The sequence below is a fragment of the Lactobacillus sp. M44 genome (assembly GCF_058130005.1).
In genome coordinates, this window is record NZ_CM176707.1 from 1218368 (window position 1) to 1238321 (window position 19954).

17 protein-coding genes, 1 pseudogene and 1 riboswitch are annotated in these 19954 nt (G+C 31.8%); of the genes and pseudogenes, 1 reads left to right on the forward strand and 17 read right to left on the reverse strand.

Features of this window, described 5'->3' with window-relative positions; translation table 11 throughout:
• Nucleotides 1-3 precede the first annotated feature (3 nt).
• Nucleotides 4-117: riboswitch (FMN riboswitch) on the reverse strand.
• 26 nt (nt 118-143) lie between these two features.
• The 9 genes from AC38BG_RS05855 to AC38BG_RS05895 form a co-directional block, all read right to left on the reverse strand.
• Nucleotides 144-860, reverse strand: coding sequence for a pseudouridine synthase (locus tag AC38BG_RS05855; RefSeq protein WP_489936929.1), 717 nt, complete (start codon nt 858-860; stop codon nt 144-146).
• Nucleotides 853-1437, reverse strand: a complete 585-nt coding sequence (gene scpB / locus AC38BG_RS05860; RefSeq protein ID WP_489936930.1) for an SMC-Scp complex subunit ScpB — start codon at nt 1435-1437, stop codon at nt 853-855. Before scpB ends, AC38BG_RS05855 begins: the two co-directional genes overlap by 8 nt.
• Nucleotides 1438-2166 carry a segregation and condensation protein A gene (locus tag AC38BG_RS05865; RefSeq protein ID WP_489936931.1) on the reverse strand — a complete coding sequence of 243 codons (729 nt, stop codon included), beginning with the start codon at nt 2164-2166 and terminating at the stop codon, nt 1438-1440.
• Nucleotides 2163-2513 (reverse strand): reductase, encoded by a 351-nt coding sequence (locus AC38BG_RS05870; protein WP_489936932.1) that lies wholly within the window; start codon nt 2511-2513, stop codon nt 2163-2165. Before AC38BG_RS05870 ends, AC38BG_RS05865 begins: the two co-directional genes overlap by 4 nt.
• Nucleotides 2510-3409 (reverse strand): site-specific tyrosine recombinase XerD, encoded by a 900-nt coding sequence (xerD, locus tag AC38BG_RS05875; RefSeq protein ID WP_489936933.1) that lies wholly within the window; start codon nt 3407-3409, stop codon nt 2510-2512. Before xerD ends, AC38BG_RS05870 begins: the two co-directional genes overlap by 4 nt.
• Complete coding sequence (locus AC38BG_RS05880) at nt 3396-4274, reverse strand: CvfB family protein (protein WP_489936934.1); 879 nt, start codon at nt 4272-4274, stop codon at nt 3396-3398. The genes xerD and AC38BG_RS05880 overlap by 14 nt, the downstream gene beginning before the upstream one ends.
• Before the next feature lie 107 nt (nt 4275-4381).
• A complete protein-coding gene (pyk, locus tag AC38BG_RS05885) occupies nt 4382-6151 on the reverse strand; it encodes a pyruvate kinase (RefSeq protein WP_489936935.1) in 1770 nt (589 codons plus the stop codon).
• Nucleotides 6152-6185: 34 nt separating this feature from the next.
• Nucleotides 6186-7145: a 6-phosphofructokinase gene (gene pfkA / locus AC38BG_RS05890; RefSeq protein WP_489936936.1), complete on the reverse strand. Its 960-nt coding sequence runs from the start codon at nt 7143-7145 to the stop codon at nt 6186-6188.
• A 125-nt stretch (nt 7146-7270) separates the two neighbouring features.
• Nucleotides 7271-10393 carry a DNA polymerase III subunit alpha gene (locus tag AC38BG_RS05895; RefSeq protein ID WP_489936937.1) on the reverse strand — a complete coding sequence of 1041 codons (3123 nt, stop codon included), beginning with the start codon at nt 10391-10393 and terminating at the stop codon, nt 7271-7273.
• Nucleotides 10394-10498: 105 nt separating this feature from the next.
• Between AC38BG_RS05895 and AC38BG_RS05900 the strand changes: the two genes are divergently transcribed.
• Nucleotides 10499-10723 carry a YjzD family protein gene (locus AC38BG_RS05900; protein WP_489936938.1) on the forward strand — a complete coding sequence of 75 codons (225 nt, stop codon included), beginning with the start codon at nt 10499-10501 and terminating at the stop codon, nt 10721-10723.
• Nucleotides 10724-10754: 31 nt separating this feature from the next.
• Here the strand turns inward: AC38BG_RS05900 and AC38BG_RS05905 are convergent, their stop codons facing one another.
• From AC38BG_RS05905 to uvrC, 8 genes and pseudogenes are all read right to left on the reverse strand, one after another.
• Entirely contained in the window at nt 10755-12317 is a 1563-nt protein-coding gene (locus tag AC38BG_RS05905; protein WP_489936939.1) for a bifunctional metallophosphatase/5'-nucleotidase, read from the reverse strand.
• 46 nt (nt 12318-12363) lie between these two features.
• On the reverse strand, nt 12364-12552 hold the full coding sequence (gene rpmF / locus AC38BG_RS05910; protein ID WP_489936940.1) for a 50S ribosomal protein L32: 189 nt from the start codon (nt 12550-12552) through the stop codon (nt 12364-12366).
• Nucleotides 12553-12770: 218 nt separating this feature from the next.
• Nucleotides 12771-13010 (reverse strand): annotated as a pseudogene (locus AC38BG_RS05915) (lipopolysaccharide assembly protein LapA domain-containing protein); the annotation flags it as partial.
• 11 nt (nt 13011-13021) lie between these two features.
• The gene (locus AC38BG_RS05920) at nt 13022-13816 is read right to left on the reverse strand and encodes an SDR family NAD(P)-dependent oxidoreductase (RefSeq protein ID WP_489936941.1); all 795 of its coding nucleotides are present in this window, start codon (nt 13814-13816) and stop codon (nt 13022-13024) included.
• Nucleotides 13817-13823: 7 nt separating this feature from the next.
• Nucleotides 13824-14753 carry a ribonuclease Z gene (gene rnz / locus AC38BG_RS05925; protein ID WP_489936942.1) on the reverse strand — a complete coding sequence of 310 codons (930 nt, stop codon included), beginning with the start codon at nt 14751-14753 and terminating at the stop codon, nt 13824-13826.
• Nucleotides 14754-14772: 19 nt separating this feature from the next.
• Nucleotides 14773-16701 (reverse strand): acyltransferase family protein, encoded by a 1929-nt coding sequence (locus tag AC38BG_RS05930; protein WP_489936943.1) that lies wholly within the window; start codon nt 16699-16701, stop codon nt 14773-14775.
• Between the two features lie 23 nt (nt 16702-16724).
• Complete coding sequence (obgE, locus tag AC38BG_RS05935; protein ID WP_489936944.1) at nt 16725-18020, reverse strand: GTPase ObgE; 1296 nt, start codon at nt 18018-18020, stop codon at nt 16725-16727.
• A gap of 76 nt (nt 18021-18096) precedes the next feature.
• Complete coding sequence (uvrC, locus tag AC38BG_RS05940) at nt 18097-19902, reverse strand: excinuclease ABC subunit UvrC (RefSeq protein ID WP_489936945.1); 1806 nt, start codon at nt 19900-19902, stop codon at nt 18097-18099.
• Nucleotides 19903-19954: the final 52 nt, after the last annotated feature.

Sequence of the window (19954 nt, forward strand, 5' to 3'; positions counted from 1 at the left end):
AAAGACTGCCTTCTTTCATCTAGACTTTAACTATCGGTACCATTACAGATTCAACCGCTACTGCGGGTCGCTGACTTTACAGCCGGTCGGGACTTTCACCCTGCCCTGAAGACAACATATTTAATTTTTTCTACATCAAAAGCTTACACCAAATGATTTAATTTGTAAACTTCTTGTCTTGACAATTCACGATATTTACCTGAAGTTAAAGATTGCAATGTCAAAAATGCATATTTTTCACGTGATAGTTTGTCAACTAAATATCCTACTGCACTAAACATTTTTTTTACTTGATGATAATGTCCTTCATGAATTGTCAATTGAACAATTGAAGTTCCTTTATCTTTATTAGTTTTTAATATTTTTAATTTTGCAGGAGCACTTTTTTTACCATCAATCATAACTCCATGAACTAAAGCGTGTATCGCTTCTGGAGTCAAAAAACCTTTTATTTTTGCAACATATACTTTAGGTATTTCATGTCTAGGATGCATTAATTTATTAGCCAATGCACCATCATTAGTTATCAATAATAATCCAGAAGTATCATAGTCTAATCTTCCAACTGGATAAAGTCTGTATGGTTTATCTTCAAAAAAGTCCAAGACAGTCTTCCGCCCTTTTTCATCATGTGTGGTCGAAATAACTCCACGAGGCTTATATAGTAAATAAGTGTGTATTGGTTCTTTTTGAATAGGAATATCATCTACTGCAACTTCTTGATTACTTTCAACTTTAGTTCCTAATTCAGCAATAATTTTACCATTTACACTTACACGTCCTTCAGTAATTAACTTTTCAGCTTTTCGTCTAGAAGCAACTCCAGATTGTGCAATAACTTTTTGTAATCTCTCAGCCATTTTCTTCCCCTTGTAAATGTTTATCAGTAATACCTTGACTTTCAAATAAATCTATTTGTGAATCTTCAAAGCTTTTAATTTCTGGTAAATCTGCTAATGTTTTATACCCAAAATATTGTAAAAAATATGAAGTTGTCACATATAAGTTAGGATGTCCAGGAACATCTTTCTTTCCTTCAGCTTTCACCAAATCTCTCCAAATTAAAGTCTGAAGTGCTCCAGTAGAATTTACTCCTCTTATATCATCAACTTCAATTCTTGTTACTGGTTGCTTATATGCAATTATTGACAAAATCTCTAAAGCAGATTGACTAATTTTATTTGTTAAATCTTTTTGAAAATATTTTTCAATAATTGAAGCAGTAGTCTTATTAGTAGTTAATTTATATATATCATTCAACTTTTGAATTTCAAGACCAGAATCTATATTTTTATTTAATTTATCAGATAGTTTTGTGGCTAATTGTCTAACAGCTGGTCTATCGATTTCTAATAAATTTGATAAATCACGTTCACTAATCCCACTATCACCTGCAACATATAATAAAGATTCTAGTTGTGCTATCTTTCTTGCCATTTATTTATCAAGTCTTTCTAAAACTATATCACCATACTCACGATTTTGTACAAGTGAAACTAGACCTTTTTTGCACAATTCCAAAGTTATCAAAAATAAGCTAATAATATTATCTATATCACCAAGTGACACAGCTAGTTTAAAAAAACTAACTTGCTCATTTTTGGCCAATAAGTCTGTCAATGTCTGTCTTATTTCAGCAGTATTTCGTTTTTTCACTTGCATTTTTGCCACATCAGGCTGCTTCATATAAAATCGTTGCATAACTAAAGCGAATGTATCAATTAATTCATCAGTAGAAATATTTCCTTTTGGCAAGGGTGATATTTTATTATTTGGTACGGTGGGTTGTTTGGCCATTGTAATTGGAATTTCTTCATTTCTCTTTTTAAAATATGCAGAGATTTTTTTAAACAAAGAATATTGAACTAATTGCCCTACTAATTCTTGACGTGGATCCTCAAACTCATCTTCTGGCACTTCATAAAAATCATTTTTGGGTAATAAATATTGTGATTTCAATTTTAACAAAGTTGATGCCATCACAAAATACTCACCTGCAACAGTGAGATTCAGTTTTTTCAGTTTTTCCAAGTAAGCTAAATATTGTTTAGTTATTTCAGCAATCGGAATATCATATATATCAATTTTATTTGACCTAATCAAATGAAGTAATAAATCTAATGGTCCTTCAAAGTTAGGTAGTTCTAATTTTAAATTTTCAGTCATTTCTTTAATAGTTTTAACAAATATGTATATTGTGGAAGTGCCATCAATATGTCATTAGGATATTCATTAGTAATATCTTCTAGTAATTTCTTTACATATTTTTCTGAACGAAATCCTGGTGCAAAAGATATATATCGAATTAATATATATCCTTGTCCTTCTTGTAAACCTACAACTCCAATTGTATCTGAATTTGTTATTTTGAATAAATACATTACAAACTCAGAATCAGGTTCGTAAAGTTTCATTTCATCTTTTAAATTTTTTAGATTTTTGAAATCTGGCAAATAAGATAAAAATCCCATTGCAATTTTTTCATTATCTTTTTTATACCTGCTTAACATCATGCTCTTGGATGCGTCCTTTGATAAACTTCTCTAATATGTTTATGTGTCATAGCTGTATAAACTTGAGTTGAATTAATACTAGTATGTCCTAAAATTTCTTGTACTACACGCAAATCAGCACCATTTTCTAATAATGTTTTTGCAAATGTATGCCTTAAAGTATTAGGTGTAACATCTTTTTTTATTTTTGACTGCTTGCAGTACTTTTTGATTATTTGCCAAATGGCTTGTCTTGTCATAGGCTGTCCCAAATAGTTCAAAAATACTATATCTGTAGACTTTTTTGACTTTTTTTGTAGTTGTCTGCGTAATTGTTGATTATAACTATTAATAATTTTTAATGCATTATCTGTAATAGGAACTACTCGCTGTTTTCCAGCTTTATTAGTTATTTGAATTAACCTTACATCATTAAGTATATCTGATAACTTTAAATTAATTACCTCAGATACTTGCATACCTGTAGCATATATCAATTCCATCAATGCTTTATCACGTAAACCCATTTTACTAGTAATATCAATTTGCTCAAAAATCAGCTTTACTTCTTTTTGAGTCAAAGATATAGGTATTCGATATTCCTTTTTAGGCATATCAATTTCATACATTGGATTTTTAGCAATTAACTTTTGCAAATTTAGCCAGCGATAAAATTTGCGTAAAACTGAAAGCATTCTACTGATCGAACTACTTTTTTTATTAATATTTTTTTGCTTTTCTAAATATGTATCAATAATTGCAGATTCTGTTGGCCACTTATCAATCTTATTTTCGTTCAAATATTTAGCAAATTGATTTAAATCATTTTTATAAGCAATAAGTGTATTCTCACTTAAATTTTTTTCATTCTTTACATACTGTAAATATTGTAAAACTGTTTGGTTATTTATCTTCATTATTGTCAACTAAGCTAATTTTATTATTTTCTTTATCTTCAATAATTAAATTTTGTTTTAATAAATTACCTAGAGCACGTTTAAAAGCAGACTTTGAAATACCAAAATGTTGTTTAATATTTGAAGCATCACTTTTATCACTAAAAGGTAGAGTTTTATCAGCTTGTCGCTGCAAACTAACCAAAATCATTTGTGCATCATCACTAATTTCTTCAAAACTTCTAGGTAATACACTCAAATTTAATCTACCATATTTACTGATTCCAATTACACGACCTTTGAATTGTTCACCAACATGAAGTGGACGCATCATCTGACTTTGATGAATAAATCCTAAATAATATTCATTAGTAATTACAAACGCACCAACATCTCTCGAAGAATAAACCGTTCCAGAAATATTTTTATTAACTATATCTCTAGGAAATTTTGAAGCAAGTTGGTCAAATACATTTTCATCTGCTAATTTTGCCCAAATTCGATCCTTGTTATCAGTTTCTAGGTTAACTAATAATTTGTCATCTATTCGTGGCCACTTGCTTTTATCAAATGGTAAATCATCTAATGAAACTACTACATCTTTATCTGGCAATCCTATATCGACAAATACACCTAAATCACTTTTTACTTGAGTGACTTTGCTCCAACCATATTGATCAGCCTGTGCAAATGGTAGAAATTGAGTCATTTCTCTTTTATGATGTTTATCATCATAAATAAAGCCTTGGACAAATTCTCCTATATTAGGATATTCATCCTGTGTTACTTCTTTCTTTTTAAGTTCATAAGTTATTCCATCAACTTGCACAAAATAAGAATCATCATTTTTATCAATAACTTTTCCTCTTACTATTTGTCCTAACATAAAATCCCCCCTTTCGAAAAAAACTATCTTTTAATAGTATAAATAAAATTAACGCAAAATAAAATAGCCAGCACTTATGCTGACCATTTTATCTAACTATTTAAATATTATAAGTTAGTAGCTTCACCTTGGTAAACTGCACCACGACGAGCATCAACAGTAATAGTTTCACCATTCTTGATCTTATTAGTAGCATCAGTTGCACCAACAACTACAGGAATTCCTAATGATAAACCAACAACTGCTGCATGTGAAGTTAAACCTGAGGTTTCAACAACTAAACCACTTGCTTTCTTGATTGCAGGTAAGTAATCCTTATCAGTTGTCTTAGCAACTAAGATGTCACCTTCTTGAACATTAGCATTAGCTTGTTCTGCATTGTCAGCAACTACAGCTTTACCAATTACAGATTGGCTACCTACACCCAAACCTTTAACAAGTTTTGAACCAATTAATTGTAATTTCATCAAGTTAGTAGTACCAGATTCACCAACTGGAACACCAGCAACGATAATTACAAGGTCACCATCTTTTACATAGCCATTTGCTTTAGCAACTTCTGCTGCTTTGTCAAACATATCATCAGTTGACTTAGGCTTTTCAGTCAATAAAGGTTGTACACCCCATACAATACCTAATGAGTGTTGAACTTTTTCATCAAAAGTCATAGCGATGATATCTGCATCTGGACGGTATTTAGAAATCATTCTTGCAGTATAACCTGAGTTAGTTGCAGCAATAATTGTTTTAACACCCAATTCACCAGCAGTACGAACAACTGATTCACCGATAGCTTCAGTAACGTTTGAACCCTTATATTCTTCAAATCTTTGTAATGCTAAAGTGTTACGGCTGTCTAAGTACTTTTCAGTACGCATATCAATGTCAGCCATAGCTTTAACTGATTGTACTGGATACAAACCATTTGCTGATTCACCTGATAACATTGTTGCATCAGTTCCATCTAAAACAGCATTAGCTACGTCAGTTACTTCTGCACGAGTTGGACGAGGATTTTCTTGCATTGAATCAAGCATTTGAGTAGCAGTAATAACTGGCTTACCCAATGCGTTTGCTTTTTTAATCAAAGTCTTTTGTACAAATGGTACGTTTACAAATGGAATTTCAACACCCATGTCACCACGAGCAACCATCAAACCATCTGAAACTTGCAAAATTGAATCAATATTGTCAATACCTTCTTGTGATTCGATCTTAGGGAAGATCTTAACTTCATCTTGACCTGCATCTTCACATAATTGACGAATATCTAGAACATCTTGTGCTTTACGTACAAATGAAGCAGAAATAAAGTTAATACCATGCTTCAAACCAAATGTAATATCATCACGGTCTTTTTCAGTGATTCCTGGAAGGCGAATTTCAACACCAGGTGCATTAACACCCTTCTTAGAACCAATAACACCTGTATTTTGAGCTTTAGTAATCAATTCATGCTTAGCTTCATCTTTACCAGTAATCAATAAATCAACTTTACCATCATCAATTAATACATGACCACCAATGTTAGTATCGTCATATAAACCTGGGTAAGTAACAAATAACTTGTTCTTGTCACCTTCTTGTGATGCATCCATTGAAATTCTAATTTCATCACCAGTATTCAAAGTAAACTTGCCTTCTTTTTGAGAAGTAGTTCTAATCTCTGCACCCTTAGTATCAAGCATGATACCAACTAACTTACCAGTCTTCTTTTCAGCTTCACGAGCCATCTTCATACGTTCAAGATGTTCTTCATGGTCACCATGTGAAAAGTTGAAACGGAATACATTCGCACCAGCTTCAACTAATTTAACAATAGTTTCAAGGTCATTTGAAGCAGGTCCTAAAGTACTAACAATCTTTGTCTTTTTCATTATTGAATATCTCCTATTCATAAAACATTACAAATTATTTTGCCAAAATCTTATTTAACTCAAGCAATGAGTAATCTCCGTGATGTTTTTGGTCAAACAAATCAAGAATATCATGAGATGTAATCTTATTATTTTCGATTCCTACAGCTAGACCACCTTTTCCATCAAGAAGTAGTTTTACCGCATGTTCACTCATCTTACTTGCTAAGATACGATCCATTACAGATGGTTCGCCACCACGTTGCATGTGTCCTATAACAGATGCACGCGCATCAAAATCACCATATTTTAATAATTCATGCATAAAATCTGATGCATTCATGACGCCTTCAGCAACAACAACAATACCATGATCCTTACCGTTGGCAAAACCTTGTTTTAATCCCGCAGCTATTTCTTTAATATCATATGCTTTTTCAGGAATTACAATAGCATCTGCACCACTAGCAAGTCCTGCGTACATTGCAATATCACCACAGTTTCTGCCCATTACGTTAACAACGAACACTCTTTGATGACTACTTGCAGTATCGCGAATCTTATCAATAGCATCAGCTGCTGTACGACATGCTGTATCGAAACCAATCGTAAAATCAGTGTAAGGAATATCATTATCAATTGTTCCTGGCAAACCTACTGCATTGTATCCACGTTTAGTAAGAGCCAATGCACCATGGTAAGAACCATCGCCACCAATAACAACTAATGCTTCAATTCCAAATTTCTCTAATTGTTCGATTCCCTTAAGTTGCCCTTCTGCTTGAGCAAACTCTGGATAGCGAGCTGAATAAAGAAATGTACCACCACGGTTGATCTTGTTAGCAACTGTGCTAGATGTCATTGGAAAAATATCGCCCGCAACTAAACCTGCAAAACCATAATTGATCCCAAATACTTCAATACCATTGGCAATTGCAGTTCTGGTTACGGCTCTGATTGCGGCATTCATTCCAGGAGCATCTCCGCCACTAGTTAAAATACCAATCCGTTTCATGTATTCACCTCATAATATATAATATGTGCAATTTCTCACATCAGTTAAATAGTAACATTTTTTTGGTATAAAGTCTTCATTATTTTATCGATAGAATACGCTTTCTTTAATGATAGCGTTATCATTTAATCTTTAATCTTTACTTGCTTTAAATCTGTTAATAATAATTGTAATTTACCATTATCATAATTATCACTTTGAGTTTTTATTTGAAGAAGATAAATTTGCCCTTCTTTTAATAATCCCTGAATTTTTAGATATACTCGTGGAAAAATAGTAACCTCTTGAGAACTTGTACTATCTGCAAATGTTGCAAAGGCCATTGTTGCACCCCTTTTAGTTTTTATTGGCTTATATTTCATCAACTTGCCGACACTAATTCCTTTTTGATTAATCAAAAAACTATTTAAAGGCTGTGCTTTAAAGCGTTGGGCATATTTTTCAACAGCTAATAATGGAGTTTGTGTAATTGAAAATCCCATTGCTTGATCTTCCATCAATGCTTTTTGTGATTTGTCAGGCATCTTACCTACTTTGGCCTTAACACCTAAAGTCTCTGATAAGCCAATATTTGAACCTGTAAATTTAATATTTTCGATCATATCTTTTACACTATTAAGTAGCGTATTACGATTTTTTTCGATACTATCAAAACATCCTGCCTTAATTAATGCTACAATTGCGTCTTCATTGAGAAATTTAGAATTAATTGATCTTAAAAATTCAATAAAGGAATCTATTGGATGCTTTAAGCTAACTATGTTTTTAATAAAATCTGTTCTCAAGCCTTTAATTGCCCTGAATCCTACCAATATTTGACCTTTGTTCAATATAAATTCAGCCTGACTTAAATTGATATCTGGATGCAATATTTTTACTCCAGCATTTTGTGCCTGAATTATATAGTCAGTAATCTTAGTTTTATTAGCAACATTTGAATTAATCAAGGCAGTAAAAAAAGCTGCTGGATAATGCACTTTTAAATATGCTAGCCAAAAAGCAATAATTGAATAAGCAACTGCATGTGAACGGTTAAAGCCATAATTTGCAAATTGTTCAATGTAATCATAAACTTTTTGTGCTAATTCTTTAGTGTGTCCTAATTTTACTGCTCCAGATATAAACTTTGTTCTTTGTTTATCTATGATATCTTGCTTTTTTTTCGACATTGCCCTGCGTAATAAGTCAGCTTCCCCTAAAGAAAATCCTGCTAATATTTGGGCTGTCTGCATAACTTGTTCTTGATAAACTAGAATTCCATAAGTTGATCCTAAAATACTCTTTAAACTTTCATCTGGGTAAACTACTGCTTGCTTGCCATGTTTTCGTGCAATAAACGTATCTATATTTTGCATCGGACCTGGCCTATAAAGTGCATTCACCGCCACAATATCTTCGAATTTGTCTGGATGTAATCTTTTTAAAACATTTCTAATTCCACTAGATTCAAATTGAAAAATAGCATCAGTATTTCCATCTTGAAACAATTTTAATGTATCTGGATCATCTAATGGTATTTTATTAGGATTGAACTTTATTCCTTCTTTGTTAAGTATAGATAAAGTATTTCCTAAAATAGTTAAATTACGCAGCCCAAGAAAATCAATTTTTAATAAACCTAAAGCTTCAACATTTGTTTTTGTTTGTTGCGTTACAGGAATTCCTAATGGTCCTGCTTGCAAACCAACTATTTTAGCAATTGAATTATCAGAAATAACCAAACCAGCTGCATGAACAGAATAATGCCTTGGAATACCTTCGATTTTTTCAGCAGTTTTAAATAATAATTGGTTTAATGCAGTAGCATTAACCAAAATTTGTAGTTCATTTGAATTTTTATAGGCTTGTCTTAATGTGATTTTAGTTTTTGAAAAAGGAACTGCCTGAGTCCATTTATTTGCTTGCAAAACAGTTAAGCCAAAAATTCGTGCACAATCACGTAAAGCCTGCTTAGCAGCTAAAGTTCCAAAAGTTAATATTTGTGCTGCATGATCCATTCCATATTTATCAAACATATATTTAATTACTTCATCACGACGATTATCAGGAATATCTAAATCTATATCTGGCATTTGTGCACGAGATGGATTTAAAAAACGTTCAAATAACAAATCATATTTTAATGGATCAACTTCAGTAATTTTTAATGCATATGCAACTACTGATCCTGCCGCAGATCCACGCCCAGGACCAGTAGTTATTTTCTGCCTATGTGCATAGTTAATAACATCCCAGACAATCAAGAAATAATCATTAAATCCCATTTGATTAATTACTTGCAATTCATATAAAAGTCTTTTGCGATATATATCTGGGATAATTTTATTTGCAAATCGTTTTTTTAAACCTTCTTTTGTCAAATATTCTAAATATTTCTGTGAAGTTGGAAATTTATTTTGCTTATATTTTGGTAATTGAGGTTCTTTAAATTCAATTTCAGTATTAGCAGTATCTGCTATTTTGCTGGCATTATTTAATGCTTCATCTAAGTCTAATTCATGATAATTAGCAAGCAATTCATTTTTATTTTTTAAATAATGCGAACCGCTTTGTTGAGCTATATCTTTAATTTCTGGCAATTTCTTTCCATCTTTAATAGCAAGTAAGCTTTTGCGTAAGAATTGATCCATTGGCTTTAGATATTGCGTATCTTCCACAGCAGTTAATGGTATTCCAAATTGCTTACTTAATGATGAAACAAAATCAATATAATTAATTTGCTTTTTATCTGCAAACACTCCTAAATAAATATCTGAAGTTCCAGGTACAATTTCTTGCAATTGCCTTATATATTCAGGAGCCAAATTAACGTTATTTTCACTCAAATAATGTAATTCACTGTTTATATTAGCTGGTGTAATAATAAATAAATTTCCTAAATACTTATCCAAATCTGTTAGCGTAATTACTTTTCCATTAGTGCCATTATCTGTCTTTAAGTTTATTGCACTAGACATACGCAAAATGTTTTGATAACCAATATTATCTTTTGCAATTACAATTAAATCATAAACACTCATAGCATCTATCAAACCATTAATCCTAATTTGCATCCCTAGTAATGGTTTTAAATTTTTTTCCTTAGCTAATTTATAAAAATCAACTAGCCCATAAGTAACATTAATATCTGTAAGAGCAAAAGAATTATAGCCTGCTTTAACAGCTGTATCTACTAAATCTGCTAATTTTGTCGGGCTTTGTAAAAGTGTATATGAACTTATATTTTGTAATCCTGTTATTTGATTCATTAAATTCACCCCTTTTATTAAAGTATAACAACAGTTTACTGGTCTTGCTTGTAAGTTAGTACTTTTTTTGATAAAATTTCAATCGAAAAGAAAGAAGGATAATCTATGCGCAATTTTTTTGAAGACTGCTTACGCTACATTGTTACAGCAGCTTGGGGAGCAATATTTATGTCCATAATTGGATTTATTGCTGCCGCATTGACCCAAAGACAATACGATCCGCCAAGATCTTTAATAATCGGTGCAGTATTTGGATTATTATTTGCTGTAATTATTCCAACTATCACTGCTCGCTCACACAAAGATAAAAGTAAATATAGTAAATCATAAAAAAAGCCGAGATCAATCTCAGCTTTTTTTGTTAATAAAATTTATAATTAGCTTTTGTATCTACTTTAACTTTTTCATGGGTTAGGAATTCTGTAAACATTTGTACATAATCTTTATCCAGCAAATATTTGATTTTATCTGGAGAATAGACTGGATAAAAGCCACCACCCATAGCTCTATAATTATTAACAGCTAAAGTATATATTTTATCTGAATCTAATGGCTTGCCATTTAAAGTTAACTTTGTGAGCCTTGTTCCTACGGGTTTAGAAATATCTGCTTCATATTTTACAGGATAAAAAACATCAAAATGATATAACATCGGTTTGGGTTCCATATAACGTTTTACAAATGAAATCTTTCCAATATTATCTTTTTGCAAAAAACTTGTGCTATATTCAATGATTTCACGTAATTGCCTCCCAGTAAGCTGCACTACACATAATTGATTAGCATATGGATAATTTAGCAAAATATCACGTAAAGTGACTTTTGTACCGAATCCATGAGCCTTTTCACTCATAATCGCTGTTGCAGATACATCAGCTTTGGTAAACCATAATTGCATTTGTTGAATCAAATTAATAAATGGAGCACCCTCAATTCTACCTTTTATAGCATTTTTTATAGGTGCAGGCTCACTAAGTTCAGCAATTGGCTGATCAAGCCATTTTTGAGTATGCTTATCAAGTGTTTTAACACAATCAATAACGGCTTTATCTGGATCATAATCTTTAGTATCTATTAAGCATGTAGTTATATTTTTTATTTTATGATTTTTTTCATCAATATCTAAAACTACTTTAGCAACTGCCTCTCCTCTATAGCCAGGTTGAACTATTGCTGTGTTACTTACTACTTCATTTAATCGGCGATGTTGATGCCCAGTTAAAAAAACATCTATTTCTGGTATTTCAGTTAAAATTTTATAACCTTCATTTTCACCAGTATGGGGTTCGGTTTTCTCACCAGTTAATGGATCACTTTCAAAGCCTCCATGATAAATAACTGCCAACACATCAACTTTTTTCTTTAATTGAGGGGCTAGTTTTTTTATTTGATCGTATGCAGAAACAAATTTTAATCCTTCAATATGATCTTTTGCTTCCCAATGTGGGACAAATTGAGTAGTAATACCCAAAATACCAACTTTTATTCCCATTTTTTCAACAATCGTATACTCTTGACCAAATGCACTAGTATTAGTTTTAGAGTCTAATATATTATCATTAAGAATTGGAGCTTTATTATTATCAATATAATAAGTTAAATAATCTAATCCATAATTAAAGTCATGATTTCCCAATGCTCTTGCATCATAATCAACATTATTATATGCATCAGTAAATTTCTGCAAAGCAGCATAATTTTCTGTAGATTGGTTATGTACATAAGTTGCTAAAGCAGAACCCTGTAAGCAATCCCCTGCATCAGTGACAACAATATGATCTGCACCATATTTAGCTTTTTGAGCTTTAATAACACTACTCACACGACTTAATCCTATTGGAGCATTGTAATTTGTTTTATCATGATAATCTGTTGGCATAATAAAGCCGTGCGTATCACTAGAATGTAAAAAAATTAATTTCATATCTTTCTCTTTCGCATAAAAAAAACACCTCAAGGGTGCATTTTAATTAGTCTTCATTGTTATTTGTTTTGTTAACAACTTGACGACCTTTATAATAGCCTTTTGGTGAAACGCGGTGGCTTAATCTGTATTCACCAGTAGTTGCATCATAGTGCATTGCTGGTACAGTTAATTTAATATGTCCACGACGTGAACGTTTCTTTTGCTTAGAAGTTTTTCTTGCAGGAACTGCCATTGATTAGATCTCCTTTATTTCAGTTTAATACCAAGTCTCTCAACTCACGTATTCTAATAATACTATTGATATTCTAATAAATCAAGCCCAAATATTCTGATGTTTTGTAATTAATTTTTATCAAGTTGTGCCTGTTTTAGTTTAGCAACTTCATCATTTAAACGATTGATTTGTTTATTTTTATCATCTAATTCTTTTTGATATTGTTTAGTTAATTCTTTTCTTTGTAAATTCAATTTTTTGACAAATTGTTTTTGTGTAGCAGGAACATCCCTTTTTCCCAAAAAGAAGGTAATAACTGCTCCCAACAAAAGCATTATAACTAAAATAACAATCAATGGTAATTTAGGTTGCGCGAAGCCAAAATTAATTGTTACGGGGCTTGTATTCAAAATGACAAATATTACTGCAATCAACGATAATGCAAGCCCTATTACCCAAGTTCTTTGCTTTTCCATAATAATACCCCTTATTTTTTAGATGCAAATGTTAATGATAAATAATCTCCTATAGTTGGAAATAGATCATATAATTTGGCCAATACTGCTAAACTCCATGGAAGATTAAGTTCTCGTTTATCACTGTCAAAATAATGAACGATCTCCCAAGCAACATCATCTGGATCAAGCATAAAAGCATCTACATTTTTAGCATAATCACCTGTTTCATCCGCAATGTTGAAAAAGTTAGTGTATACAGGTCCAGGATTCACAGTCATAACCTTTACATTAAAGGGCTTTAATTCTAATCTTAAAACGTTCGAAAATTGGATAACTGCAGCTTTTGTGGCACTATAAACAGCAGATTTAGCTGTAGGGATCTTTCCAGCCATTGATCCTAAATTAATTACATGACCAGATTTTTGATCAATCATTACTCTAGCAACAAGTCGTGTAAAATACATTAATCCCAATACATTAACTTGAAACATATCTGACATTTGTACAACATTTTGGTCTAAGAATCTTGAAAATTTACCAAATCCAGCTGCATTAACTAAATAATCTATTCGTTTAACTTTTTGAACTATTTTTTTAAATGTTTCATCAATTTGTTCTGCATGCCCCATATCCGTTGGAAAAACAAAGGCTTGACTTCCAGATAAATGCATTGCTTCTTGTGCCACTTCATTTAATTTCGCAACATCACGTGCAATTAATACCACTGTTGCCCCTCTTTCAGCAGTTTCAAGAGTAATTGAGCGACCAATACCACTTGAAGCACCTGTAATAATAACGACCTTATCACGTAAAGAATTACTCATTAGTAATCTATCCTTTCATTGGAATATCAAAGCTATCAAAATCATTAACTAACCTTGTATTAGGAAAAACTTTTTTAGCCTGCTTTTCTAAATTATAAGCCTTTTGCCCCAAATATCGAGCAGAAATATGTGTTAAAAATAATCTTTTAACATTTGCTCTTTTAGCTATAATTGCTGCCTCTACTGCTGTTGAATGGTAATATGCTCGTGCCATCTTAGCTTCATCACCTGCAAAAGTAGATTCATGTACTAAAACATCTGCATTTTTTGCCAATTTTTCAATATTAGGTGTAGATCTAGTATCATAAATTATAGTTACTACTCTACCAGGTTTATCAGGTCCAACAAAATCTAGCCCATGCAAGATTTTACCAGATGATAATACTATATCTTTTCCAGCTTTTAATTGCCCTAATAAAGGTCCATTAGGAACTTTATATTCTTTTACTTTGTCCATTAAAAGCTCACCGGGGCGAGATTTTTCTACTATTCTAAAACCATAACTAGCAATTCGATGATCTAATTTTTCAGCAAACACTGTAAATTGATCATTTTCAAAAATTTTTCCGCCTTTATCTAATATCACATAATTAATTGGATAAGATATCTTAGTTTTTGAAACTCTAAGTGCTGTTTTTACAAACTGATCTATTCCAGCAGGGCCATAAATAGTTAACGGTTCGACATCTCCTTGAAACGACCTAGTTGATAAAAATCCTGGTAATCCAAAAATGTGATCTCCATGATTATGTGAAATAAAAATTCTTTTAATTTTTCTTGGTCTAATATTTGTCTTAAGTATTTGATGCTGAGTTGCTTCTCCTACATCAAATAGCCATATTTCATTTATCTCATCAAGCAATTTTAATGCAATACTTGATACATTGCGTGTTTTGGACGGTTGCCCAGCACCTGTCCCAAGAAATTCTATTTCCATCAATATCCCATTCTAACAATTAAAACTTACTATGATCTACGATTTGTTTAGCAATATATGCAGTGTAATAATATGAGCCATTTGGTGTTGGATGTGTTTGATCTGGATAAAACCAATTTGAATGCTTGGAAGAGTATCCATACCAATCAATTATAGTTAAATTTTTATATTTTTTAGCAGCTTGGTTCAACAATTTATTTACTGGATCTTGCCATTGTCTAGTTGGTACATGTACATTAACCCAAAAAACATGACGCTTAGATCCAATTATTTGCATCATATGATCTAAATCACTCATTGGGAATGATCCATTAGTACCTAATCCCAATAAAACATTATTTGCTAAGACACCTTGATTTTTATAATTTTGAATTATTCCAAATGTATCACTCAACTGACGTGAAACTGTCGCATCAATTACAGAATTTGGCATTAATTGCTTTAATTTATCACTTGATCCTGCCATTACTGAATCACCTACAGCAGTAATAGCTGTCTTGTGTGCTAATTGTAAGTCAAGTTGGCTAATACCATATTTTTCATATTCTTTGTTTACTGGATGTTTAACTGCATTAATCTTAGCTTCTTGATACATTTTTGATTTTGATTCAGCAGATTTCCCATGCATTTTAATATTATCAATAACTTTTTTATTATCTTTTTCTTGTTGAGCACGGTTTTTGGTTATTTGTCGAGCAAGATTAGACTTATTTGGATTAGCTGCTTTGACATAAGGAGCTCTAATTATTGCAATACTTCCTAAAACTAATATAATCAGTGCAAATAATGCGCGTAACTTTTGTTGCCAGTTCCCATTATCCCAATTAAATACACTATTAAAGTAATTTCTAGCTTTATTCAAGGTGATTTTTCCAATAGGTCTCTCAATTAATCTATAAGTTATTTCTGAAATTACAAAAATTAATACAACTTCGATAAAATGATACAAAAATGGATGATCAGCAACATTAGTAAACTTATCTTCAAAAAAGATCATTACAGGAAACTGATACAAATAAATCCCATAACTTCTACTTCCAATATAGTTAAAAATTGAATTAGTCATCCATTTATTCCAATGACTTGCAGGATGAGCAATAATGGCCACAAATATTGTTGTAAAAGCTGAAAATAAAAACATTCCGCCATGATAAATAAATGCCTTTTGTGGATCTACTACCCTATCGAAAAATAAAACTAACATTCCAACAAAGCTTACTGCACCAGTTATATCTAATATTTGTGCATATCGTGGCGCAATATTCTTATTTAATTTTCCCGTTGGCCATACATATGCAAGCATTGCACCTAATCCTAAAGAAAAGAATCTGGTATCAGTTCCATAATAAATTCTACTAGTATCTACACCTGGCTTAAATAATATTGCCATTTCTAATACAGAAGCTATGGTAAGGACAGTTATAGTCCAGAAAGCTATCTTTTTTTTATGAGCATATTTTACTAATAAAAAAATTACTAGAGGCCATAAAATATAAAACTGACCATCAATTGACATCGTCCATAAATGTGTAAATGGAGATTCATTACTTGCAAATCTTTCAAAATAGCTTTGACCATTTGCTATCTGCCACCAATTGTATACATTTAACAAATTAGTCCAGACTATTTGATTAAATTTAGCTAATAAATTTTGCTGAAACAATAATATATATGCACCACTCGACCACAAAACGGTGATCATCTGTGGATACAATTTTCTTATACGGTTGATATAAAAGCGTTTATAATCATAGCTTCCAGTTTTTGCATAACTTGCAAGCATATGATCAGTAACTAAATATCCTGAAAGCACAAAAAAAATCGGCACTCCTAAATATCCACCAATAAAAACGCTAGGATCTAGATGATACAAAATAACACCAACAACTGCCAGTGCTCTTAATCCAGAATATCCTGTAATAAACCGATTTTTTGTTTGTTTAATCATTTTATCTTAATCTTTTTTCTTAATTATTGGACAAATTCAAAAGTGAAATCGCCAATTGTAACTTCATCACCATCGACTGCACCTGCTTCACGCAATGCATCATCGACTCCCATATTCTTTAATTTACGTGCAAGAAGCATTATCCCATCTTGATGTTCAACATTAGTCATTGCAACTAATCTTTCTAGTTTTTGTCCAGAAATCGCAAATTGATTATCTGCAACCTTTTCAACCTTAAATTTATCATCAGGCTTAAATTTATATTCTTTATGTTCAACAGTAGATTCTATTTTTTCTGTTTCTTGTTTCTTTTCTACTTCTTCTAAAAGATCTGCAGCTTTTTGCATAACTTCTTGTACACCTTGATGTGTCACACTTGAAATTGGAAAAATAGGTTCTTTTATGCCTAATTGCTCTAGATCTTTTTTGAATTCATCAAATCTTTCCTTACTCCCTGGAAGATCCATTTTACTTGCAACTATAATTTCTTTTTTATTGGTTACATCAAGTGAATAATTAGCTAATTCTTTACGAATTTTTTGGTAATCTTCTTTTGGAACACGACCATTATTAGGATCCATTGATACAACATGTAAAATAACCTTAGTTCTTTCTACATGACGTAAAAATTGTATTCCTAATCCAACACCTTTACTTGCACCCTCAATTAATCCAGGTAAATCAGCTATTGAAAAATCACGGCCATCGGGTAATGTTACCATACCTAAATTAGGAGTTAATGTGGTAAATTCATATGCAGCAATTTTAGGCTTTGCTTTAGTTACAACTGATAACAATGTAGATTTACCCACGGATGGAAAGCCTACTAATCCAACATCAGCTAAAACCTTTAGTTCTAAGCGTAATGTACGAAATTCTCCAGGTTCTCCATTCTCAGCAATTTCAGGAGCAGTATTCACTGAATTGGCAAAATGAATATTGCCACGACCCCCGCGACCGCCATGGGCAACAACAAGTTCTTGACCATTTTGTGTTAAATCGCCAATTAATTCACCAGTATTAAAATCAGATACAGTAGTGCCCACAGGTACTTTTAAATATACGTCTTTGGCTGCTCTACCATATTGTGATTTAATACGACCATCTTCGCCAGCAGTAGCCTTAAATTTGCGACGATATCGAAAATCCATTAAGGTTCGTAATCCGTTATCCGCCACAAAAATAATACTACCACCACGACCACCATCTCCACCAGCAGGTCCGCCATTGGGAACGTATTTTTCATGACGAAAAGCTACCATGCCATCGCCGCCTTTACCGGCTTGGACATCAATTTTTGTTTGATCAACAAATGCCATATATACCCCTCTCCTTTCATAATTTCTACTAGTTATTTATAATACCATATAAGTTTATTATATATAAGCCTTTATCTTACTTTTTACCAATATCTTGTAACGCCAATTTTACAGTTTGTGCTTGAGTAATAGTTAAGCCTGCATTTTGCATTTGTTCAATAGTTGCATGCTGAATTTTTGATAAAGATCCAAATGTTCTCAATAACTTATTTCTACTTTTAGGCCCAATACCTTTAATATCATCTAATCTACTTGATAATGCATTTTTTGCATGAGTTCTACGATGGAATGTAATTGCAAAGCGGTGAACTTCATCTTGAATTCTTGTCATCAGATAAAATCCTTGTGATTTTGGATTTAGTGGAATTAGTCTAAATGGATTACCAAATATTAAATGATTGGTGTGGTGATGATTATCTTTTACCATTCCAGCTACTGGAATATTTAAATTCAATTCATTTTTTAAAACATCCAATGCTGCGTCTACTTGAATTTGCCCCCCATCCATCAATATCAAATCTGGCATTTTTTTGTGCTCGCGTAGCAATCGACCATAGCGTCTTCTTACGACTTCACGAGTATTTCTTACTTCATCTCCACCTTTTTGATGTTCAACTTCACCTTTTAATTTATATTTTCTATATCCTGATTTAAATGGTTCCCCATCTTTAAACACAACTAAAGCAGACACCGGATCAGCACCTTGAATATGAGAATGATCAAAGCTTTCAATATAATGCCCATAAGGTAATCCTAATGCATCAAATATCTCTTTTTGAGCACCTTTTGTTTTACGATTACCTAATTCTAATAATCTAAATTTTTCATCAAGTTTCAATTTAGCATTTTCCTTTGCCATTTTTAGTAATGAATATTTTGTGCCTCGTTGTGGTGTTCTAACTGGTACACGTAAAACTTGTGATAAACTTTCAGTATCAACTTTTTTTGGAACTAACACTTCTTTTGGCAATACTCGATTGTGTTGATTATAAAATTGTACAATAAACGAAACAAATTCATCTTCAGGATCTTGATCATCAACTAAAGGGAACATTCTGGTAACACGTTTTAATAATTTAGCTTGTCGTAAAAAGAAGATTTGAATAGAAATCCATGATTTATCAACATAATAATTAAATATATCTCTTTGAGTGTGATCATTAGATATGATTTTTTGTTTTTCAACAGTTTGTTCAATATATTTTAATTCATCACGCAATTCTGCGGCTCTTTCAAATTCCATGTTGTGAGCTGCTGTTTCCATCTTTTCTGTTAAATCTTTTTTTACTTGACCAATATCACCATTCAAAAAACTTTTTATTTTTTTTATTTGTTCTGCATACTCAACCTTAGGGACTTCTCTAAAACACGCCCCTAAACATTGCCCCATATGATAATACAAACATGGTCTTCCTTGATAGCCACGACAGCGCCTTAATGGATACACTTTATGAATAAACTTTAAAGTTGCTTGAGCCGCATATACATTAGGATATGGTCCAAAATAGTAACCATTATCTTTGCGAACAATACTCGTCAATTTTGTTTCTGGATCACGCTCATTTGTGATTTCAATATACGGATAACCTGTGCCTTGTTTTAGTTGAATATTGTAATAAGGCATGTATTTTTTGATCATTGTAATTTCTAACAAAAAAGCTTCTTTATTTGAAGAAACAACAATTGTATCAAAATCTCTGATGTCTCTTACCAAGTTAGCTCTTCGTCCAACTTGCGTACTTTTAAAATATGATCGAACACGATTTTTTAGATTCTTAGCTTTTCCAACATATATTATTTTTCCTTCAGCATTTTTCATAAGATAAATTCCTGGCTTATCAGGTAAAAGTTTTAATTTATTTTCAATATGATCACTAGCCAAAATTCCACCTTCTTGTAATAACTAAAATTTTTTCAGCAGATTTAAGTTTAAC